General features: G+C 32.1%; 16 protein-coding genes. 13 read left to right on the top strand and 3 right to left on the bottom strand.

Translation table 11 applies throughout. The features are described from left to right. Positions 1-30: 30 nt before the first annotated feature. Positions 31-756, top strand: coding sequence for a 16S rRNA (uracil(1498)-N(3))-methyltransferase (locus tag N4A44_02100; GenBank protein ID MCT4552435.1), 726 nt, complete (start codon positions 31-33; stop codon positions 754-756). 1 nt (position 757) lies between these two features. Here the strand turns inward: N4A44_02100 and dprA are convergent, their stop codons facing one another. Genes dprA through N4A44_02085 form a run of 3 tightly spaced genes read right to left on the bottom strand, consistent with a single transcriptional unit; the run spans position 758 to position 3,414 of the window. After that, entirely contained in the window at positions 758-1,867 is a 1,110-nt protein-coding gene (gene dprA / locus N4A44_02095) for a DNA-processing protein DprA (GenBank protein MCT4552434.1), read from the bottom strand. Between the two features lie 12 nt (positions 1,868-1,879). Next, a complete protein-coding gene (plsY, locus tag N4A44_02090; GenBank protein ID MCT4552433.1) occupies positions 1,880-2,539 on the bottom strand; it encodes a glycerol-3-phosphate 1-O-acyltransferase PlsY in 660 nt (219 codons plus the stop codon). A 14-nt stretch (positions 2,540-2,553) separates the two neighbouring features. Further along, positions 2,554-3,414, bottom strand: a complete 861-nt coding sequence (locus N4A44_02085) for a bifunctional 5,10-methylenetetrahydrofolate dehydrogenase/5,10-methenyltetrahydrofolate cyclohydrolase (GenBank protein MCT4552432.1) — start codon at positions 3,412-3,414, stop codon at positions 2,554-2,556. 171 nt (positions 3,415-3,585) lie between these two features. On the opposite strand from N4A44_02085, the gene N4A44_02080 reads away from it, so the two are divergent. From N4A44_02080 to ftsH, 12 genes are all read left to right on the top strand, one after another. After that, complete coding sequence (locus tag N4A44_02080; protein ID MCT4552431.1) at positions 3,586-4,323, top strand: toxin co-regulated pilus biosynthesis Q family protein; 738 nt, start codon at positions 3,586-3,588, stop codon at positions 4,321-4,323. Then, on the top strand, positions 4,316-5,944 hold the full coding sequence (locus N4A44_02075) for a hypothetical protein (protein ID MCT4552430.1): 1,629 nt from the start codon (positions 4,316-4,318) through the stop codon (positions 5,942-5,944). The genes N4A44_02080 and N4A44_02075 overlap by 8 nt, the downstream gene beginning before the upstream one ends. A 23-nt stretch (positions 5,945-5,967) precedes the next feature. After that, complete coding sequence (pilO2, locus tag N4A44_02070) at positions 5,968-7,440, top strand: type 4b pilus protein PilO2 (GenBank protein MCT4552429.1); 1,473 nt, start codon at positions 5,968-5,970, stop codon at positions 7,438-7,440. Continuing rightward, entirely contained in the window at positions 7,427-8,266 is an 840-nt protein-coding gene (locus N4A44_02065; protein MCT4552428.1) for a hypothetical protein, read from the top strand. The genes pilO2 and N4A44_02065 overlap by 14 nt, the downstream gene beginning before the upstream one ends. A 4-nt stretch (positions 8,267-8,270) precedes the next feature. After that, positions 8,271-9,869 (top strand): ATPase, T2SS/T4P/T4SS family, encoded by a 1,599-nt coding sequence (locus N4A44_02060; protein ID MCT4552427.1) that lies wholly within the window; start codon positions 8,271-8,273, stop codon positions 9,867-9,869. A 30-nt stretch (positions 9,870-9,899) separates the two neighbouring features. Next, positions 9,900-10,997 carry a type II secretion system F family protein gene (locus tag N4A44_02055; protein MCT4552426.1) on the top strand — a complete coding sequence of 366 codons (1,098 nt, stop codon included), beginning with the start codon at positions 9,900-9,902 and terminating at the stop codon, positions 10,995-10,997. A gap of 120 nt (positions 10,998-11,117) precedes the next feature. Next, entirely contained in the window at positions 11,118-11,402 is a 285-nt protein-coding gene (locus tag N4A44_02050) for an integration host factor subunit beta (protein MCT4552425.1), read from the top strand. 12 nt (positions 11,403-11,414) lie between these two features. Beyond that, positions 11,415-12,269: an acetyl-CoA carboxylase, carboxyltransferase subunit beta gene (gene accD, locus N4A44_02045; protein ID MCT4552424.1), complete on the top strand. Its 855-nt coding sequence runs from the start codon at positions 11,415-11,417 to the stop codon at positions 12,267-12,269. 15 nt (positions 12,270-12,284) lie between these two features. Continuing rightward, a complete protein-coding gene (locus N4A44_02040; protein ID MCT4552423.1) occupies positions 12,285-13,214 on the top strand; it encodes an acetyl-CoA carboxylase carboxyltransferase subunit alpha in 930 nt (309 codons plus the stop codon). Between the two features lie 90 nt (positions 13,215-13,304). After that, positions 13,305-14,357: a hypothetical protein gene (locus N4A44_02035; GenBank protein MCT4552422.1), complete on the top strand. Its 1,053-nt coding sequence runs from the start codon at positions 13,305-13,307 to the stop codon at positions 14,355-14,357. Next, a complete protein-coding gene (gene tilS / locus N4A44_02030; GenBank protein ID MCT4552421.1) occupies positions 14,357-15,349 on the top strand; it encodes a tRNA lysidine(34) synthetase TilS in 993 nt (330 codons plus the stop codon). Before N4A44_02035 ends, tilS begins: the two co-directional genes overlap by 1 nt. Before the next feature lie 68 nt (positions 15,350-15,417). Next, complete coding sequence (ftsH, locus tag N4A44_02025) at positions 15,418-17,454, top strand: ATP-dependent zinc metalloprotease FtsH (protein MCT4552420.1); 2,037 nt, start codon at positions 15,418-15,420, stop codon at positions 17,452-17,454. Positions 17,455-17,477 lie beyond the last annotated feature (23 nt).

The following is a 17,477-nucleotide window of genomic DNA, read 5'->3' as shown; positions in this document are numbered from 1 at the left end:
CACAAAAGTTGAAGAAATGGAATCATAAAAATGCAAATAAGAATATGTGTAGAAGAGTTAATTTCTAAAGATAAAATTATAGAGTTAGATAGCAAAACAACTCATTATCTAAAGAATGTTATGAGAAAATCTATAGGTGATAAAATAAATATTTTCAATTCTATATCAGGAGAGTTTGTTGCAGAGATTTCTCAGTTAACCAAAAAGAGTTGCTCATTACTTCCAGTTAAAAAAGTAAAAGACTTATCAGAAGAATTGCAAACAAATTTACACATTGCTTTTTCTTTAATAAAACCACATAGGCTTTCTATACTAATTGAAAAGCTTACAGAATTAGGTGCTTCTAAATTAACTCCAATCATAACGGAACATACTTATAGCAAGCATATAAGAAAAGATAAGATGCAAGCTATTTCAAAAGAGGCTTGTGAACAGTGTGAAAGAATTTCAGTTCCAGAAATTTCAGACGTTATAAAGTTGGAGGAATTTCTAAGAGGCCAATCTAAAAAAGATAATGTTGAAATATATGCGCTAGATGAGAGGGCTGGTAAAGGATCTAATTTATTAAATACAGAAATAAACTTCAAAAGTGAAAATATATTTATAGTTGGTCCAGAGGGAGGTTTTTCAAAACAGGAATTTGAACTTTTTGAAAAATATAATGTTAAGTCCATAGATCTGGGTTCTCTAATTCTTAGAGCAGAGACGGCCTGCATTTCAATAGCATCTATATATAATCAAATTCTGTTTAAATAGTTTAAAAAACTCTAGAATACATATTAGAATTTTCAGATATAATTTTGCCATCTAATTCCAGCAAAAGTAGGTGTGAAATTATATCTTTTTTATTTAAAGATGATTTTTCAATAATTTCATGAAGTGATATTGGATTTTCAGAAAGCATAGAAAGAATTTCATTCTCAATATTTTTATCTTCCAATTTATCCACCTCTAGTTCATCTTCAAAAGACAAGGAGTCTTCATTTATGCTATCAAATAGATCGCTAGACATTTCATTATTTATATTTTCTAAAATATCGCTTGCAGACATAAGCATGTTAGCTCCACTCTTCAACAGCATATTAGTTCCATTAGCTTGAGGGTTTAATGGGTTTGCAGGTACAGCAAAAATACTTTTCTTTTGTTTCTGAGCATATTTAGCAGTTATTAAAGACCCAGATTTTTCATTAGCTTCCATTACGCAAACAGAACAGGCTAATCCAGAAATTAATTTATTCCTTCTTGGAAAATTCGCAGCAATAGGTTTTGCATTAATTAGGTTTTCAGAAACTATAGCACCACCATTTTCAATAATTGATTTATATATATCTTTATTTCTAAGTGGGTATATAACATCTACTCCTCCGGCTAAAACAGCTACAGTTGGAAAGCTTCCACCTCCAGCTAATGCACCTTCATGCGCAGCTGTATCAATTCCTAAGGCTAGTCCAGAAACTACGGTAATATTTTTTTCAGATAGTTCTTTTGATATGTTAAAAGTTAGATTTCTACTATTAACAGATGCATTTCTAGATCCAACCATTGCAATAGATTTGTTTGATAGAGCCCTGACATTTCCAAGAACATATATAATGGGAGGTAAATCAGCTATTTCTAAAAATTTTTTAGGGAAATCACTTTCTTTCCAGAATAAAATTCTAATCCCTTTTTCATCAGCTTTTTTAATTTCAGCTTCGGCAAAATCTACACTACAAACTTCAAGCCCCTTTCGTTCCCAGAGTACCTTAACAGCTTTAATCGCTTCATTTGCATTTCCATATTTATTAATAAGGCGTCTGAAATTTACTCCTCCAATTTGAGGGGTATTAATTAGTCTTAAGGAATTTATTTTTTCAATTTTATCCATTTTAATTATTAATTATTTCTTTTTAGAAAATGATATTTTATTTTCATTCCCATTTATCAATCTTTTAACATTATCTTTGTGTCTTACTAATATAAATATTGCTAGTAAAATAAAAGAATATATTTTTTCACAAGTTATCATTGAAGTGTCCATGAAAGATAATATCAAAGGATATGCAAATGCAGCTGATATGCTGGCTAAAGATACATATCTTTTCCATGAAAATAAGATTATCCAAGCAAGTAAGGCTATTAATGCAGTTTTAGGATTTAAATAAAATATTAATCCCGCAGAAGTGGCTACTGCCTTTCCCCCTTTAAATCTAAGAAACGGTGAAAAGCAATGCCCTATTAATGCTGTAAAGCCGGCTACAAATGAAATCATGAAGTCTGCAAGATTGGTTTCTAGTCCTAAATTTGCAACAGCATCTCCAGAAATTAAAAATCTAACAACTAATATTGCGATTACAGCTTTAAATGAATCCAGCAGAAGTGTTAATAAGGCAGCAACGGCGCCGGAAGCCCTATATACATTTGTTGTTCCAGTACTTCCAGATCCAATAGTCTTTAAATCTGGTCCATTAAATAATTTGTTTATTACTATACCAAAAGGTATTGATCCAATTACATAAGCAGTAATCAAAGATATAAAGATCAGTATATAAATATTCATAATATTCTCCAAAATTAAATAAGTTTATTTTGTTTTTCAAATGCTTTGACAGTATTTGTAAGAAGCATTGCAATTGTCATAGGTCCTACGCCTCCAGGAACGGGTGTGATAGCTCTAGCTTTATCAACAACATTATCGAAATCTACATCTCCATAAATCTTTCCATCGTTATCTTTTGTAATACCAATGTCAATTATTAATGCGTCTTCTTTTACCCAGTTCTCTTTAACTAAATGTTTGCTTCCAGCAGCAACTATTAATAAGTCAGCACTTGATGAAATGTCTTCAGGGTTTTTAGTGTCTCTATCTATAGTAGTTACATCCGCACCAAGGTTTTCCAACATTTTTGCCAGAGGTTTCCCGACAATTTTTGACTTTCCAATAACGCAACTTTTCTTTCCATTTATATCGTTATCAAATCTGTTAATAAGTTCTATAACAGCTAATGGAGTTGCAGGGAATATGAAGTCAGAACTTCCTTTAAATAAAGCATCTTGATTAGTATCGGTGAATCCATCCACATCTTTTTCAGGGGTGATTTTATTTAAAATTTTATCTTCGTTTAGATGTTTTGGCAATGGTAGTTGAACTATAATTCCATTAACATCTTCGTCGGTATTTAAACTATCTATTAAAAATTCTAAATCGCCTTCTGAACAATCTTCAGGTAGTTCATAAAAACTTGCTTCTATGCCAACGTCTTTGGCTCTGGCAATTTTGTTTTTTACATAAATTTTGCTTTCAGAATTATCTCCAACTAATATTATAGAAAGTTGGGGTGATTTGCTTATTTGAGTCTCTGCAGCCTTAACTTCTTCTTTAAGTTCTTTTAATATGTTTTCAGCTATCTCTTTTCCATTTATAATCTTGCTCATTTATCAATCCTTTTCTTGCAATTGCATTATAAGTAAAACAAAAAAAGAAAACAAGAAAAATGTATTTTTATTTCGTTTGCAATGTTTCCATTTTTTTGATACAATAATAAAAAAGTTTCTTGAAAAGTTTTTGAAAATTAGTTATACTAAAAGCTAAAGAGAGGGGAAACCATGAGTTTATCAAATATTAAAAAAGCCTTAAGCTTATTAGTAGTTTTAATGGCCACGCCGTCAAGGGCGGATTATTCGTTTGCAGAATCTGGTAGTGTAGTTAATGCTCCCAGTTGGGCAGAAATTAATACTGCAGACGTTCAAATGAGTTCTTTTAATGAAAATTTCGGTACAGCAGAAAAATCGGTAATCCCAGCTGGTATAGATTTGGGCTCTTTTTCAGGTGGGGCAGATTTAGTTTCAGAGCTTCCAGCGTCGGTATTCTCTGATAAAGCAACTTCTAAGGGAGCTGCTATGCCATTAGGAAATAATGAAATGGCTGAAGATGATGGTATGAGAGTTTTATCTGTTTCATCTCCTTTTGGTGGGGATCAAGGCAATAAATTCGATCATATAAAAGGTTATATAAATCCTGAGGTTGAGGTTGTAGAGGCTGAAGGTGATGAAACTCAAGAAATGGTTAATTATGAAACTCAAATTCAAAATTGGGTTGCAAAAGAAGGTCTTACTTTAAGGGAGGTTCTTGAAGAGTGGTCAGAGGAAACTGGTTGGGAGATTTTGTGGCAAACGGATAGAGAATATCCTTTAAGGGCGTCAGCTATATTTAGAGGTAGGTATAAGGATGTTACATCTGCTTTAATAAAAAGCTTTTCAAAAGCTTTTCCACCTCCATATGCAAAATTCTATTTGGGGAATAAGGTTTTAGTTATAAAAACATTGGGAGATGATAATGGTTAAAATTAGTAGGGTAAAGTTATTAGCAATACTTTTATTGGCTTCTGTTTCTTTGACAGGTTGTTATGGTGAAAAAGTTAAAGAGCATATCATGGAAAACGTGGATCATTCTTTTGAAGAGATAAAAGAAAGGATTGAAGAGTCTAAGCTTCCTAGTGAGGCAATAGAGGTTGATACAGTTTCTGAAACTGATGAGCTTTTCTTAGGTGATGAAAGTGTTATCTTGTCTTCTGGAAAACCTCTTCCTAAAGAGTTAGAGGGGGATTATGGAATAACATTCTCTTCTAAAGAGGAATTAGATATATTTTCATTTGCTAATAAGTTATATTATCTTACAGGTTTAAAAGTTAGGTTGGACTCTGTTGACGAGAGTTTAAAAGGTGAAAATTTTCAACTTTCTTATACAGGTTCTTTAAGTGGTCTATTAAATCTTATTTCAAACGAAATAGGTGTCTATTGGGAATATACAGGTAACGAAATAGTACTTTATAAAAGAAAGACAAAAATATTTGCGTTATATGCTTTATCAACATCATCAGATTTCAGCACGTCAGTATCTGCATCTAGTGGGGGAGGCTCAGTTTCTTCTTCTTCAACTTTTGATGCTTGGACTGAGGTTGAGCAAGGTCTTAACGATATTATTAAAACAGAAGAAGATGATAAGAGTTCTATAACAATTTCGAAATCAACAGGTACAATATCTGTTACTTCATCTCCAGATGTTATCAAAAAAATAGGTCAGTTCATTAGAATTCAAAATGAAAGATTTTCTAGACAAGTTGTTGTCGCTGTTAAAATTATGCAAGTGTCTTTAAATGATGGAGACTCTATGGGGATTAATTTCCAATTGCTTCATAAGGATCTTAATTTCAAAGGTATTAGTGGTACTGGTGCAGTTTCAAATGGTTCTGGTATACAATATATGATAGGAAATACAGATAAAGCAGGAGACGGTCATAAAGTTAATAGTCCTAATATAGATGCTGTAGTAGCTGCAATATCAAAGCAGGGAAGAACATCTCTATTAACAAGTGCTGTTTTAACAACTATTAATAATAAAGTAGTTCCATTTAATAACTTAAAAAAATATAAGTATGTTAGTGAAATTAAAGTTGTAAGTACTGAAAGTGGTTCTGAAACAGAAGTTCAAACTGATGAAATAGAAGAGGGTTTCTCAATTCAATTGCTTCCAAATATTTTGGATAATGGTAGATTGTTAATGATGTTTAACCTTTCTTATACAGAGTTAATATCTCTTGATACTGTTTCATCAACTGGTAGTGAAGAAAACGACGATACCTGCTATGCAGCTGACGGTACTACAGAGGTTGACTGTGAAGATGATCAATCTATCACAAATATCCAACTTCCAACAATTGAAGAAAGAAGTTTCCTTCAAGAATTAGTCCTTAGATCTGGTCAAACAGTAGTTCTTACGGGCTTTGAAAAAGTTAAGAATGAGAACACAAACACAGGTCTTGGAGATCCTAATTTCATAGCTGCCGGAGGTTCAAGGGTTAGCAACGTGGAAAGAGATGTGTTGGTTGTATTAATTACTCCACAAGTGATAAATTCACCATTGCATCCTAATAACAGAGCTCTAGAGGGTAGTTTCTTAAGATAATAAAATTTAAAATTGGAGAGAGAGTGATAAATTTTATAGATAAAATAAAAGAATTTATAAATCAAAAGCCATCTGAGAACAAGGGTGGCTCTTCAAGCTCGTCTAACGCAGAAAAGGATGAAAAGAAAACTTCTAAAGGCGAAAGTAAAGACGTTTCAATTGCTAAGCCAACAGCTCCCGTGAAAAAAGCAAAAAGATCTGGTGCTAGTACAAAAAGTTACATAACTGTAGATAGAAAAAAATATGCGGTTGGTATCTTCTGGCAACCATTTAACGATGAAGAAAATAAGCTTAAAGAAATAAAAGCTGTTTCAAAAGTTTTACAAGATAACAAATATGATCTTTATTGCGTTAAAGAAGTTGGGGTCGCTCAATATGGTCTTATGTCATCTCAGGATGGGTATAAAGAAGGAATGTCAGCTGCGGCACCATTTGTAGCAAGTAGATATTCTGACAAAGGTAGCGCTCTTTGTGTATTTGAAGTTCCTGAAGGTTGGTGGATGCTTGTTATTCGAAATGACATGATTCTACCAGAAGAGGATATTCTTTATAAAAGTGAGTCAGAAGCTAGGTTAGCTTTTGAAACAATGTTATCAGTTCCTGATTGGGGATATAAGGTTGCGCCTCCTTCTTGGAATGTTTCAGATGCTGATATAGGTGCTGAATTAAAAACAATGATAGACGATTTTTCTTTAGCAAAAATCAAGTCATTATCAGATCAAAAAACTTATAGCTTTATAATATTTTTATTCATATCCATGGTGGTTGTTTTTTCTATGTTTAAATTTAAAAATCAATATATGGAGAACAAAAGACAGGCAGCTCAAGAATTAGTTGTTAAGCAAAGACAAAGATTAGCAAAGCAAAAAAAGATTAGAGAAGAAGAAGAAAAAAGAAAGATACAAAAGAAAATAGACGAAGCAAAGCCTTGGAAAAATGCTTATGATCCAGAAGAAATTTATAAGGTTTGTTTCTCAACGCTAAAATCCGTTTATTTGCCTTTTGCTGGCTGGGGTTTCTCCGGTATTAGCTGTAGTAAAGATGGAGCTAGAATAGATTGGAGAAAAAGAGGTCTTAGCAAAGAAGAGTATGTATTTAGAGCACAGGAAGAGGGATATATTCCTTCAGATGTGAGTTTAACAGTTAGTAAGAATGGTTCAGCTAGTGGTGTTTTAAAATTTGATAAAGTTAAAAAACTAGTTTCAGAGCCAAGAGAAAATGTTAAATATATTGAAAAGTCATTAAAAGATTTCTTCCAAGAAAACAAAATATCAAGTATTGTTAAGCAAGGAAGCAAAACATTCTCTTTTGGAGAAGGTAAAAGTATTCAAGAAAAAACATATAAGTTTGTAAGTTTTGAAATTACATCAAAAGAAAAATTTTCAACGTTTTCTCCGTTCCTAGATAGTTTTGGAGGAATGGTAGTTACTTCAATTGAATGGAGTATGAACGGAAAGAAGTGGAAATATAAAGGAGAGATCTATGGTAAAGACTAGTTTGTTTTCATTATTATTGGTATTGTCTATGGCAAAAATATCTTATTCACAAGATACTTTTGATGACTATGGTGATACAGAGGTTGTTGCAGAAGAAATGCTAATAGAAGACATCTTCGATGGAGGAGAATTCCAAGAAACAGATGATCTTTTCTCTATCATGACAGAAATTGAAAGAAAAAATGCTCTTATTAAATTAAAATCAGAACAAGAAAAACTTCAACTTTCTTTAGATGAATTAAAGGCTAAAAAAGAAGCTGCTAGATTAGAGCTAGAAGCAAAAACTTTAAAGAAAAGAATGGAAGCAGAAACTGAAAAAAGAAGGGCTGAGGCACTTCAAAAAGAAATGGATGCTCAAAGGTTGAAGGAAGAAGAAGAGGCTAGGGTCGAGGCTAAAAAGCAGGAGATAATTGATAGTTTAATTAATGCTATTTTAGAAGATCCTGAGGGAGATCATTATGATTTGGCTCTTTTAGTTAAAAAAGAAAATAATGGTGTTTTACCAGAGGAAATAGCTTTTATGGCAGATTTCTTAGATAGAAGACAAAATGAAGAAGCTAAAAAAGAAGCTGAAAAACAACTTGCTTTAAATCAAAAAGGTTTTGTTAAAATGGAGCAAGAGCAGGATATTTCTGATTTAATAGCTATAGATTCTATAATGGGTATTAAAGGTGAATTAATAGCTGTAATTAAAAATATTAAATCAGGAAAAACATCTAAAATTGCAAAAGGAAACATTGTAGATAAGTTTGAAGTTATCAAAATAACTAATGAATCAGTTGTTTTCAAAAAAGCTGGAAAAGTATACACTTTATATATGGGTTAAATGAATGGCTATAATAAAAGAAGAAGATCTATTAAATCTAAATGAAGAAGATCTAGCAGAGAAACTATTTGCTGATGAAAATCGCTTATTAACAAGTGACTTCTCCGATTTAGAAATGGCAAAAGGTCATCAAGACATTTTGGCCCTATTTTCTGATGGTACATTTGTAGTTTCAGAAACACATAAGTTTGACGGTAGAGTATTTGCATTCAAATCCTTAATGGAAAGAAGTGGTTATGAGATACATGATCCTATTTATCTTGGTATGAGATTGCTATCTTCTTTATATCAAAACGAATCTCGTTTCCTAACTATAGATAATAAAAATCAACAAAGAGGTAATTTCAAAAATGAAATGCAAAAGGCCTATGTTGATATCATCGCTAAAGCAGCAAAGCTAGGCGTGTCCGACGTCCACGTCGTAGTAGGAAAAGAAACATCAGTTATTTTCAGAGTTGATGGTACTATGCAAACAGTTCTAGAGTATAGTGGAGACTGGGGAGAGGCATTCGTCCGTTCAGTATTTGCATCTGCAGATATATCAGATTCTAACTATTCTCAAAATGAATTCCAGGCGGGTCAGAAACTAGGGGATACACCTATACAAGGTGATACAGATTTATATCTTCCAAGTAACGTGCTTGCGATTCGTTTACAGTTCAATCCCATAGCCTTTGGTTCACAATATTTAGTTATGCGACTACTTTATGCCAATACAAGTAGTAAAAATGACGATTTAAAAGCTGGTGGTTTCACAGAACTAGAAGATAAACAGTTCCAAGAATTAAGAGCTGCACCTACAGGTATTGTTGTTGTATCTGGTCCAACCGGCTCGGGTAAATCTACAACTCTTCAAAGAAATATGATTAAGTACTTAAAAGAAAATAATTATGAAATCAATCTAATTACGGTGGAAGATCCTCCTGAGTATCCAATTCCAGGTGCGAGACAGATGCCCGTTACAAATGCAGAAAACGAAGAAGAAAAAGAAGAGGCTTTCATTAAAGCCTTGGCTGCCTCTCTTAGATCCGATCCCGATTCATTAATGATTGGTGAGGTCAGAACACTTTCCGCAGCAGAATTAGCCTTTAAGGGTGCCTTATCTGGTCACAACGTTTGGACTACACTCCATGCCAATTCAGGTTCAGCGATTATTTTGAGACTTATGGATATGGGGGTAGAGCCATTTAAGCTTAAAGATCCTGAGATTATGAGAGGATTAACTGCTCAACGTCTATTCAAGACACTGTGTCCTAATTGTAAAAAAAGGCTAGCAGATCATCCAGAAATGAAAGCCTATCAAAGAATATTAAAAGCTTATGGTGATATAGGTTTACAACAAACTTCATTAAAAGGAGATGGTTGTGAACAATGTGACTATAAAGGTGTTACAGGTAGAACAGTTTGTTCAGAAATCATTATTCCAGATGCATATTTCTTAGAACTTATGACAGTGAATAAAAATGAAGAAGCTATGAAGTACTGGATCAATGAATTATCCGGAAGAACCCTGAAAGAAGCAGCGGTTGAAAAGATGTTTAGAGGTCTTATTAGTATTGAAGAAGTTGAAAGATGGTGTGGATTCATCGATAGATATAGTTAATTATCTTTTAAATTTATGGAAAGAGTATAAATGCCTAACGTAAGAGTAAAAAATATAAATAGTATTATGCCTTTAAGTGTAAAATTCGCAAGATTTTCATTTAACGGTAGCAGTGAAGCTAGACTAAGAATATACCATAAACTAGCTTCTTTACTACGAAACAATTTCTCTTTGTCAGATGCTCTTGAAAGAATTTGGATGATTGAATCCTATGATGGTAAAAAGGTGGAAGAAGCACCTGCAATAGCCCTCTCAGCTTGGATTTATGAACTTCAGAAAGGTAGAAGTTTCGCCGACGCAATATCAGGTTGGGTTCCTGAAAGAGAACGAATGATGTTAATGGCCGGAGACATGTCTAGATTAGAAGTTTCCCTAGTTAATCTTATACGAGTTTCAGAAGGTTATAAAAGAATTTTAGAACCTCTTAAATCTGCCCTTGCATATCCTGCATTCCTAATATTATTAACATTTTTATTACTTATTATGATTGGTCTTAAGATGGTTCCGCCTATGGCAGAATTCTTTGAAGGAAAAGAAGTTGGTGGTATGGCAGGATCCTTGATTGATTTGTCTGAATTCATGCTTCATTACTGGTTTTATATTCCACCTGCAGTAATAGCTGTATTTGTTGTAATTGGTATGTCATTAAAATACCTTACAGGTCCTTTGAGAAAATTCTTAGATAAAGTCCCACCTTGGTCTCTGTATAGAATGTTTAGTGGTGTGTCACTACTTCTTTCGCTTTCAGCTCTAGTTAAAGCCGGAGTACCTATTGTAAAAGGTGTTCAAATGATTAGAAAAGATTCTACAATCTATCTAACAGAAAGATTGGATTTAACATTGGCCTACATGAGAAATGGTGCCAATTTAGGACAAGCTTTAAATAGAACGGGATTCGAATTCCCAACAAGAGAAATTATTGGTGACCTTACGATTTATTCTGAGCTTGATAATTTCCAAGAAGCTTTGGAAAAGATAGCAAGTGAATTCTTAGAAGATAGTATTAAGCTTATAAAAGCTCAAGCAGCCATACTTAATGGTATAGCTTTAATGTTCATATTTGCTGTTGTTGCATGGGTTCTATTTGGTATATTCGATATTTCAAATCAAATCCAAAATACATTCTAAAAAAGCGAATCGGAGCTCAAAAGGAAGGTATTTTGCCTTCCTTTTTATATTTAAATCAAATAAAGTGTTGCATTATAAAAAAGAAATTGCTATTTTACGAGAAATAACAAGGAGTTTTAGATGTTAAAATCAGATTTAATAAAGGAATTAGCTGAAAAAAATCCTCATCTTAAAGAGAAGGATATTAAATATTTATTGGAGTCTTTTTTATCAATAATAAAAGATTCTATAAAAGAAGATAAAAGAGTAGAATTAAGAAGTTTCGGTGTGTTCACACCTTCATTAAAAAAAGCTAGAGAAGGACTTAATCCTAAAACTGGTAAAAAAATCAGAGTTGAGACTAAAAAATCAGTTAGATTTAAGCCAGGTAAAGTATTGTTCGATAGCTTAAATACTGATAATTAATAAGGAAAAGAAATGAGTTGGATAAAAAAAGATAGGCCAAAAATTAAAACATCTTCAACTGAAATAAAAGATGTGCCTGAAAACCTTTGGATATCATGCCCTAAATGTGGGGAAATGGTTCACCATAAAGACTTTAAAAAATTTCAAAATAGTTGCCCTAAATGTGGCTATCACATGATGTTAACTCCAGTAGAGAGATTTGATATACTGTTTGATGATTCAAAGTATAAAGCTTTACCTCATCCAGAAGTTAAAGAAGATCCTCTTAAATTTACGGATTTAAAAAAATATTCAGATAGATTGGCTCAACAAAGAGCAAAAACAGGTGAAAAAGACGTTATAAAATCTGCTATAGGAAAGCTTAATGGTCAAGAAGCTGTTATTTCAGTATTCGATTTTAGATTTATGGCTGGATCTATGGGCGTTGCAACAGGAGAGGCTCTTGTTCAAGCCATGAAATTAGCAGTTAGTAAAAAAGTGCCATTCGTTGTTTTAACAGCATCAGGTGGAGCAAGAATGCAAGAATCTGTTTTATCTCTAATGCAAATGGTAAGAACTACTGTTGGTGTAAACATGTTAGATGAAGCAAAACTTCCTTACATAGTTGTATTCACAGATCCTACATATGGTGGAGTTCCAGCTTCTTTCGCAATGGTTGGTGATATTCATATTGCCGAAAAAGGCGCAAGAATTGGTTTCGCTGGTAGAAGAGTTATTGAAGAAACTAATAGAGAAAAGCTACCTAAAGAATTCCAAACAGCAGAATTCTTAAAAGAAAAAGGAATGGTTGATATCGTTATAGATAGACAAGATATGAAATCAACTCTAAGTAACGTAATGAGCTTATTGCTTAAGGCTAAAAAATAGTTAAGGAGATAAATGATGGAATTTCTTTTCTTTGAAAAAGAATTAGAGGCATTATCTGGTAAGATCGAAAAAATTAAAACACAAAAATCTCCAGATCTAGAAAAATTAAATGCTCTAGAAAAAGAACTAAATGCTAAAACTAAAGAAATATATTCAAACTTAAAACCAGTTGAAATTTCTGCAATTGCAAGGCATCCTCAAAGACCTCTTGCAAGTGACTATATTAATTCATTCGTGGCAGATTTCCAAGAATTAGCTGGAGATAGAAGATATGGTGATGATAAGGCAATTATATCTGGTATTGGTAAGTTAGGTAATGAATCTGTTGCAATCATAGCTCAAGAAAGAGGTAATGATATACAAAGTCGTGTTTACAGAAACTTTGGTCAAGCAAAACCAGAAGGTTACAGAAAAGCTGTTAGAATTATGAAAATGGCTGAAAAGTTTGATATGCCAGTTATAAATCTTATAGACATCACAGGAGCATATCCAGGTAAAGAATCTGAAGAAAGAGGTATACACGAAGCTATAGCTAAAAGTATTCAAACAACTCTTTCAATAGAAGTGCCAGTTATCTCTGTTATAATCGGGGAAGGTGGATCTGGTGGTGCAATAGCAATTGGAGCCGCTGATAGAGTTATAATGTTAGAAAACTCTATATATTCAGTTATCTCTGCAGAAGGCGCATCAGCAATCCTTTGGAAATCAAGAGATGAAAAAGAGACTGCTGCAGAAGCTTTAAAGTTTACATCTAAAGATCTTAAGAAATTAGGAATAATAGATGAAATAGTTTCTGAAGGTATTGGAGGCGCTCAAAGAAATCCTCAAAAGACTATAGAAAATCTAAGAAAGTCTCTAGAGAGTAATCTTAAAGAGTTAAATAAAATATCTAGATCTAAGATAGTTAAGAAGAGAGCTGATAAGTTCCTTGATATGACTATATAGATATTTTAAATAAAACTTAAAAAAGCCTTTCATTTTATGAAGGGCTTTTATAATATTAAAGTATGAGGAGATAAACAAAGGATATATGTTATGAAAAATTATTTAGTTATATTATTTGCATTTCTACTAACTTCTTGTGCGTCAAATAATATTAATGGTATTGATGCTATGATTGAGAAAGATAACAGAATTGTTGAATCTAAAATTGCTGATCATTCTAATATTATAGAAGAAGTTAACTCTAAAATAATTAGTAGTAAAAATGATTTTATAAGTGAAAAAAATAAGTTTAAAAACTCATTAGAAAATTATCTTGCAATAACATCAAAAATTAACGCGGATTTATATATGGGGATTTCACCAGAAGAAGGTGTTTTTGAAGAATTAAAATCTTATTTATCTGAGGGTAATATTGAAAGAAAAAAATTAGAGGGTTATGTTGATAACATGAAAGGTATTTTATCTGATCTGGATAAGAATAAATTATATTTTAATTATCTAGATTCTTCTATTGATCAGGTTAAGTCATTTGAAAATATTTCAGATGAAAATTTATCTAAAATAAAAAACTCAGAAATTAATTTTAGAAGAATAAAAACTTCCAATTTTATGATTTCAGCAAAGATGAAAAGAGATATCGTTAGGTATATTTCGCTATTGGAAAAAGAAAATATTTTATATCAAAAACTAAATAGTAGAATGTCAAAAGGTGGCTACTATGAATTGCCAAGACACGAGATAAAAACAGAGGTGGTTGTTTTCAAAAAAAATCAACTTAATAAATCTAAAAAAATAAATAAAAAGAAAATTTCCAATTCTAAAGCCACATCTTCACCAATAATAAAGGTTGAAAATTTTAGTTCTAAAAATAAAATAAACAGAAAAGAAATTTTTAATTCAATGAATGGTGTTTTAAAAACTCAAAAGAATTCAGTTTTTAGAATTAAAGTTATATCATCTAATAATGTTGATGCTATGGATAGGGCCTCTGATTTAATAATTATGTTATCTGAGATGGGGTTATCTTCAGATAGGATGTCTGTGCAGACAGAGGTGAGAGGATCTTATAATCCAGTGGTAGAGATTTATAATGGGGTAAAAAGAGTGGATTCGGCAGGTAAAATCCAGAAAGGTTTGGTCTAATGACAATTTATTCAACATTTTCTAAAAGGCTTGAAGGTATCTTTTCTGAAAATAATTTATCAAAAAAAGATACTGTTGCTATAGCTGTTTCAGGTGGGTCAGATTCTATGGCTCTTGCTTTGCTTTCTAAAAAATGGGCAGATAAAAATAGCGTAAATCTATCTGTTATTAATGTTGATCACAGCCTTAGGAAATCTTCTGCAAAAGAGTCTAGGAGGGTGTCCTCTTGGATGGATAAACTTGGAATTAAAAATGTTATTTTAAAATATAATGGTAAAATTCCTACATCAAATATAGAAGCTGTTGCTAGAGAATATAGATATGATTTAATAAAAAAATATTGCGATGAACATGGTATTAAAACTATTTTTGTTGGTCATAATTTAAACGAAAAAACAGAAACTTTTTATCTAAATCTAATAAGGGGTAGTGGTCTTTATGGTCTTTCAGGTATTAAAGAGTATTCTAAAAGAAATGATTTAAATATTGTAAGGCCCTTAATGGATGTTTCCAAATTGGAAATAAAAAAATATTTAAAAGATCAAAGGCAAAAGTGGATAGAAGACCCTTCTAATAAAGATGAAAAATATCTAAGGGTTAAAGTTAGAAATTTAAAAAAGATTTTTTCTAAATTGGGCTTAGAAGATGAAAGGTTAAGTAATACAATTTCGTCTCTTCAAAAGGTAAGATCTGCTATCGAATTTTACACCGAAGAAGCCTTTAAAAAAATTATAAAAAAAGATAATGGAATTACATTCTTAGATGCGGAAGAATATAAAAAATATCCTGAGGAAATTCAGCTTAGATTTTTATCAAAAGTTTTAACTGAATTTAGCAAAAAAGATTATGCTCCTAGAATTAAAAAAATAGAAAATCTTCATGTTGAAATTTTAAATAATTTTAAAAACAAAAAGGCTATGACACTATCAGGGTGTAAGTTCACAAAGAAAACAAAAGAAAAAATTTTAATAGATCTTGAAAAGAAAAATTAACTTGAAAAAGACCTCTATTAAAACTATATTATACAAACAAATAATGAATAAAAGAAAGTTGCAAAAATATGGTAAAAAAGAATAACAAAAAACCTAAGAATCCTTTTAGTAATAAATTTTTATTAGCAATAATACCTCTAGTTTTTTTAACTATGTATTCGTTCCAGGTCGAACTACCTTTGAATGAAGTTAAAAATGAAATAGAGGCTTCTACAACTAAAGCAGAAGGAAAAGATATAAGGGATGCAGTTTTAAATACTTCATCAAAAGAAACAGAAATATCATTTTCAAAACTAATCTCAGAGGTTAAATCAGGTAAAGTAAAATCTCTTATATTAAAAGATAATACAGCCGAAGGAATTTTTAAAGATGGAACAAGTTTTAAAACAGAAGTAATATACTATGATGGTTTTCTAGAGCTATTAGCTTCTAATAATGTAGAAACAAATGTTAAGAAAGAATCTGCTAAGGCTTTAAGTTGGGCAAGTGGATTAAATATTTTTTCAACAATTCTTTGGATAGCTCTAATACTTTTCATATTTAAATCTATGAAAGGTGCTGGAAAAATGTCTATAGATAAGCCAAGAGTTAAGGAAGCATCTGAAAGTAAAATTAAAAAGACATTTGCAGATGTTAAAGGTGTTGAACAGGCAAAAGAAGATGTTCAAGAGATAGTTGAATTTTTAAAAGATCCAAAAAAATTCACTAGAATCGGAGGTAGAGTTCCAAAAGGTATACTTTTAGTAGGACCTCCAGGAACTGGTAAAACTTTACTTGCTAGGGCAATAGCTGGTGAAGCAAATGTACCATTCTTCTCAATCTCAGGTTCAGACTTTGTTGAAATGTTCGTGGGTGTTGGAGCATCAAGAGTTAGAAATCTATTCGCTCAAGGTCTTAAGAATGCACCATGCATTATCTTCATAGATGAAATAGATGCTGTTGGTCGTCACAGAGGAGCCGGTTATGGTGGTGGAAGTGATGAGAGAGAACAAACATTAAATCAATTACTTGTTGAAATGGACGGGTTTGCAGGAAATGAAGGTGTAATACTTATCGCAGCAACTAACAGAGCCGATGTGTTAGATAAAGCGCTTCTAAGACCTGGTCGTTTCGACAGACAAGTATATGTTCCTTTACCAGATTTAAAAGGAAGAGAGGACATTATCTCAGTTCACATGAAAAAAGTAAAAACAGTTGAGGGAATTGACATTAGGGTTATAGCAAAAGGAACTCCAGGCTTTTCAGGTGCTGAACTGGAAAACCTGGTTAACGAAGCCGCTTTACTTGCAGCTAGAAATAATCAATTAAAGGTGGAGCAAAAAGATTTCGATATGGCAAGAGATAAAATACTAATGGGCTCTGAAAGAAGAAGTATGTCTATGACAAAAGATGTGGTTAAAAATACAGCTTACCATGAAGCTGGTCATGCTCTAGTGTCGGCGTTACTACCTCATACAGATCCAATACATAAAGTAACTATAATTCCAAGGGGTATGGCTCTAGGAATGGTTCAACAACTTCCAGAAAGTGATAAGGTATCTGAGAGCCTAAAAGAAATAAAAGCTCATATAGCAATATATCTTGCGGGTAGAGTTGCTGAAGAAACTATGTTTGGAAAAGAAAGTGTTACTACGGGAGCATCTTCTGATATAAAAGGCGCTACTTATTATGCCAGAAACGCAGTTGTTAAGTGGGGATTATCAGAAAAGCTTGGTAAAGTATATTATGAAGAAGCATCTTTAGGATATCACGAAGCAGATGCTAGAAAGAATATTTCAGATAAGACTGCTGAAGCAATAGACAATGAAGTTAAGTCTTTCATAGATGAAGGTTACAAAACAGCTAAAACTCTTATAACTAAAAATAAGGATAAGCTTATAAATATCGCCGAGGCTTTGATCAAGTATGAAACTCTTAGTGGAAAAGAGGTTGAAGCCATAGTTAGTGGCAAAACTCTTAGAAGAACTAAAGAAAAGAAAGTTGAAGACGTGGAGGTTAAGCCATCTCTACCAGTAAGTTCTTCAAAGAAAAATGATATTAAAACATCAAAAAAATCTTCAAATAAATCGAAGACTACAAAAACAAAGGAGAAATTGAAGAAATAGCAAATATATTTCTTGCATTTTGA

Source organism: Alphaproteobacteria bacterium (genome assembly GCA_025210155.1).
Classification (GTDB): domain Bacteria; phylum Pseudomonadota; class Alphaproteobacteria; order Rs-D84; family CASDRH01; genus JAOASE01.
This window is presented reverse-complemented; position numbering and strand designations above follow the sequence as displayed.

What these genes read in the sequence shown, in the direction of transcription:
- plsY (MCT4552433.1), bottom strand. Translation starts at nt 2,539, where the DNA reads ATGAATATTTATATACTGATCTTTATATCTTTGATTACTGCTTATGTA.
- N4A44_02035 (MCT4552422.1), top strand. Translation starts at nt 13,305, where the DNA reads ATGAAAAATTATTTAGTTATATTATTTGCATTTCTACTAACTTCTTGT.
- N4A44_02040 (MCT4552423.1), top strand. Translation starts at nt 12,285, where the DNA reads ATGGAATTTCTTTTCTTTGAAAAAGAATTAGAGGCATTATCTGGTAAG.
- accD (MCT4552424.1), top strand. Translation starts at nt 11,415, where the DNA reads ATGAGTTGGATAAAAAAAGATAGGCCAAAAATTAAAACATCTTCAACT.
- N4A44_02065 (MCT4552428.1), top strand. Translation starts at nt 7,427, where the DNA reads ATGGTAAAGACTAGTTTGTTTTCATTATTATTGGTATTGTCTATGGCA.
- N4A44_02085 (MCT4552432.1), bottom strand. Translation starts at nt 3,414, where the DNA reads ATGAGCAAGATTATAAATGGAAAAGAGATAGCTGAAAACATATTAAAA.
- N4A44_02060 (MCT4552427.1), top strand. Translation starts at nt 8,271, where the DNA reads ATGGCTATAATAAAAGAAGAAGATCTATTAAATCTAAATGAAGAAGAT.
- N4A44_02080 (MCT4552431.1), top strand. Translation starts at nt 3,586, where the DNA reads ATGAGTTTATCAAATATTAAAAAAGCCTTAAGCTTATTAGTAGTTTTA.
- N4A44_02050 (MCT4552425.1), top strand. Translation starts at nt 11,118, where the DNA reads ATGTTAAAATCAGATTTAATAAAGGAATTAGCTGAAAAAAATCCTCAT.
- ftsH (MCT4552420.1), top strand. Translation starts at nt 15,418, where the DNA reads ATGGTAAAAAAGAATAACAAAAAACCTAAGAATCCTTTTAGTAATAAA.
- tilS (MCT4552421.1), top strand. Translation starts at nt 14,357, where the DNA reads ATGACAATTTATTCAACATTTTCTAAAAGGCTTGAAGGTATCTTTTCT.
- N4A44_02100 (MCT4552435.1), top strand. Translation starts at nt 31, where the DNA reads ATGCAAATAAGAATATGTGTAGAAGAGTTAATTTCTAAAGATAAAATT.
- N4A44_02055 (MCT4552426.1), top strand. Translation starts at nt 9,900, where the DNA reads ATGCCTAACGTAAGAGTAAAAAATATAAATAGTATTATGCCTTTAAGT.
- dprA (MCT4552434.1), bottom strand. Translation starts at nt 1,867, where the DNA reads ATGGATAAAATTGAAAAAATAAATTCCTTAAGACTAATTAATACCCCT.
- N4A44_02075 (MCT4552430.1), top strand. Translation starts at nt 4,316, where the DNA reads ATGGTTAAAATTAGTAGGGTAAAGTTATTAGCAATACTTTTATTGGCT.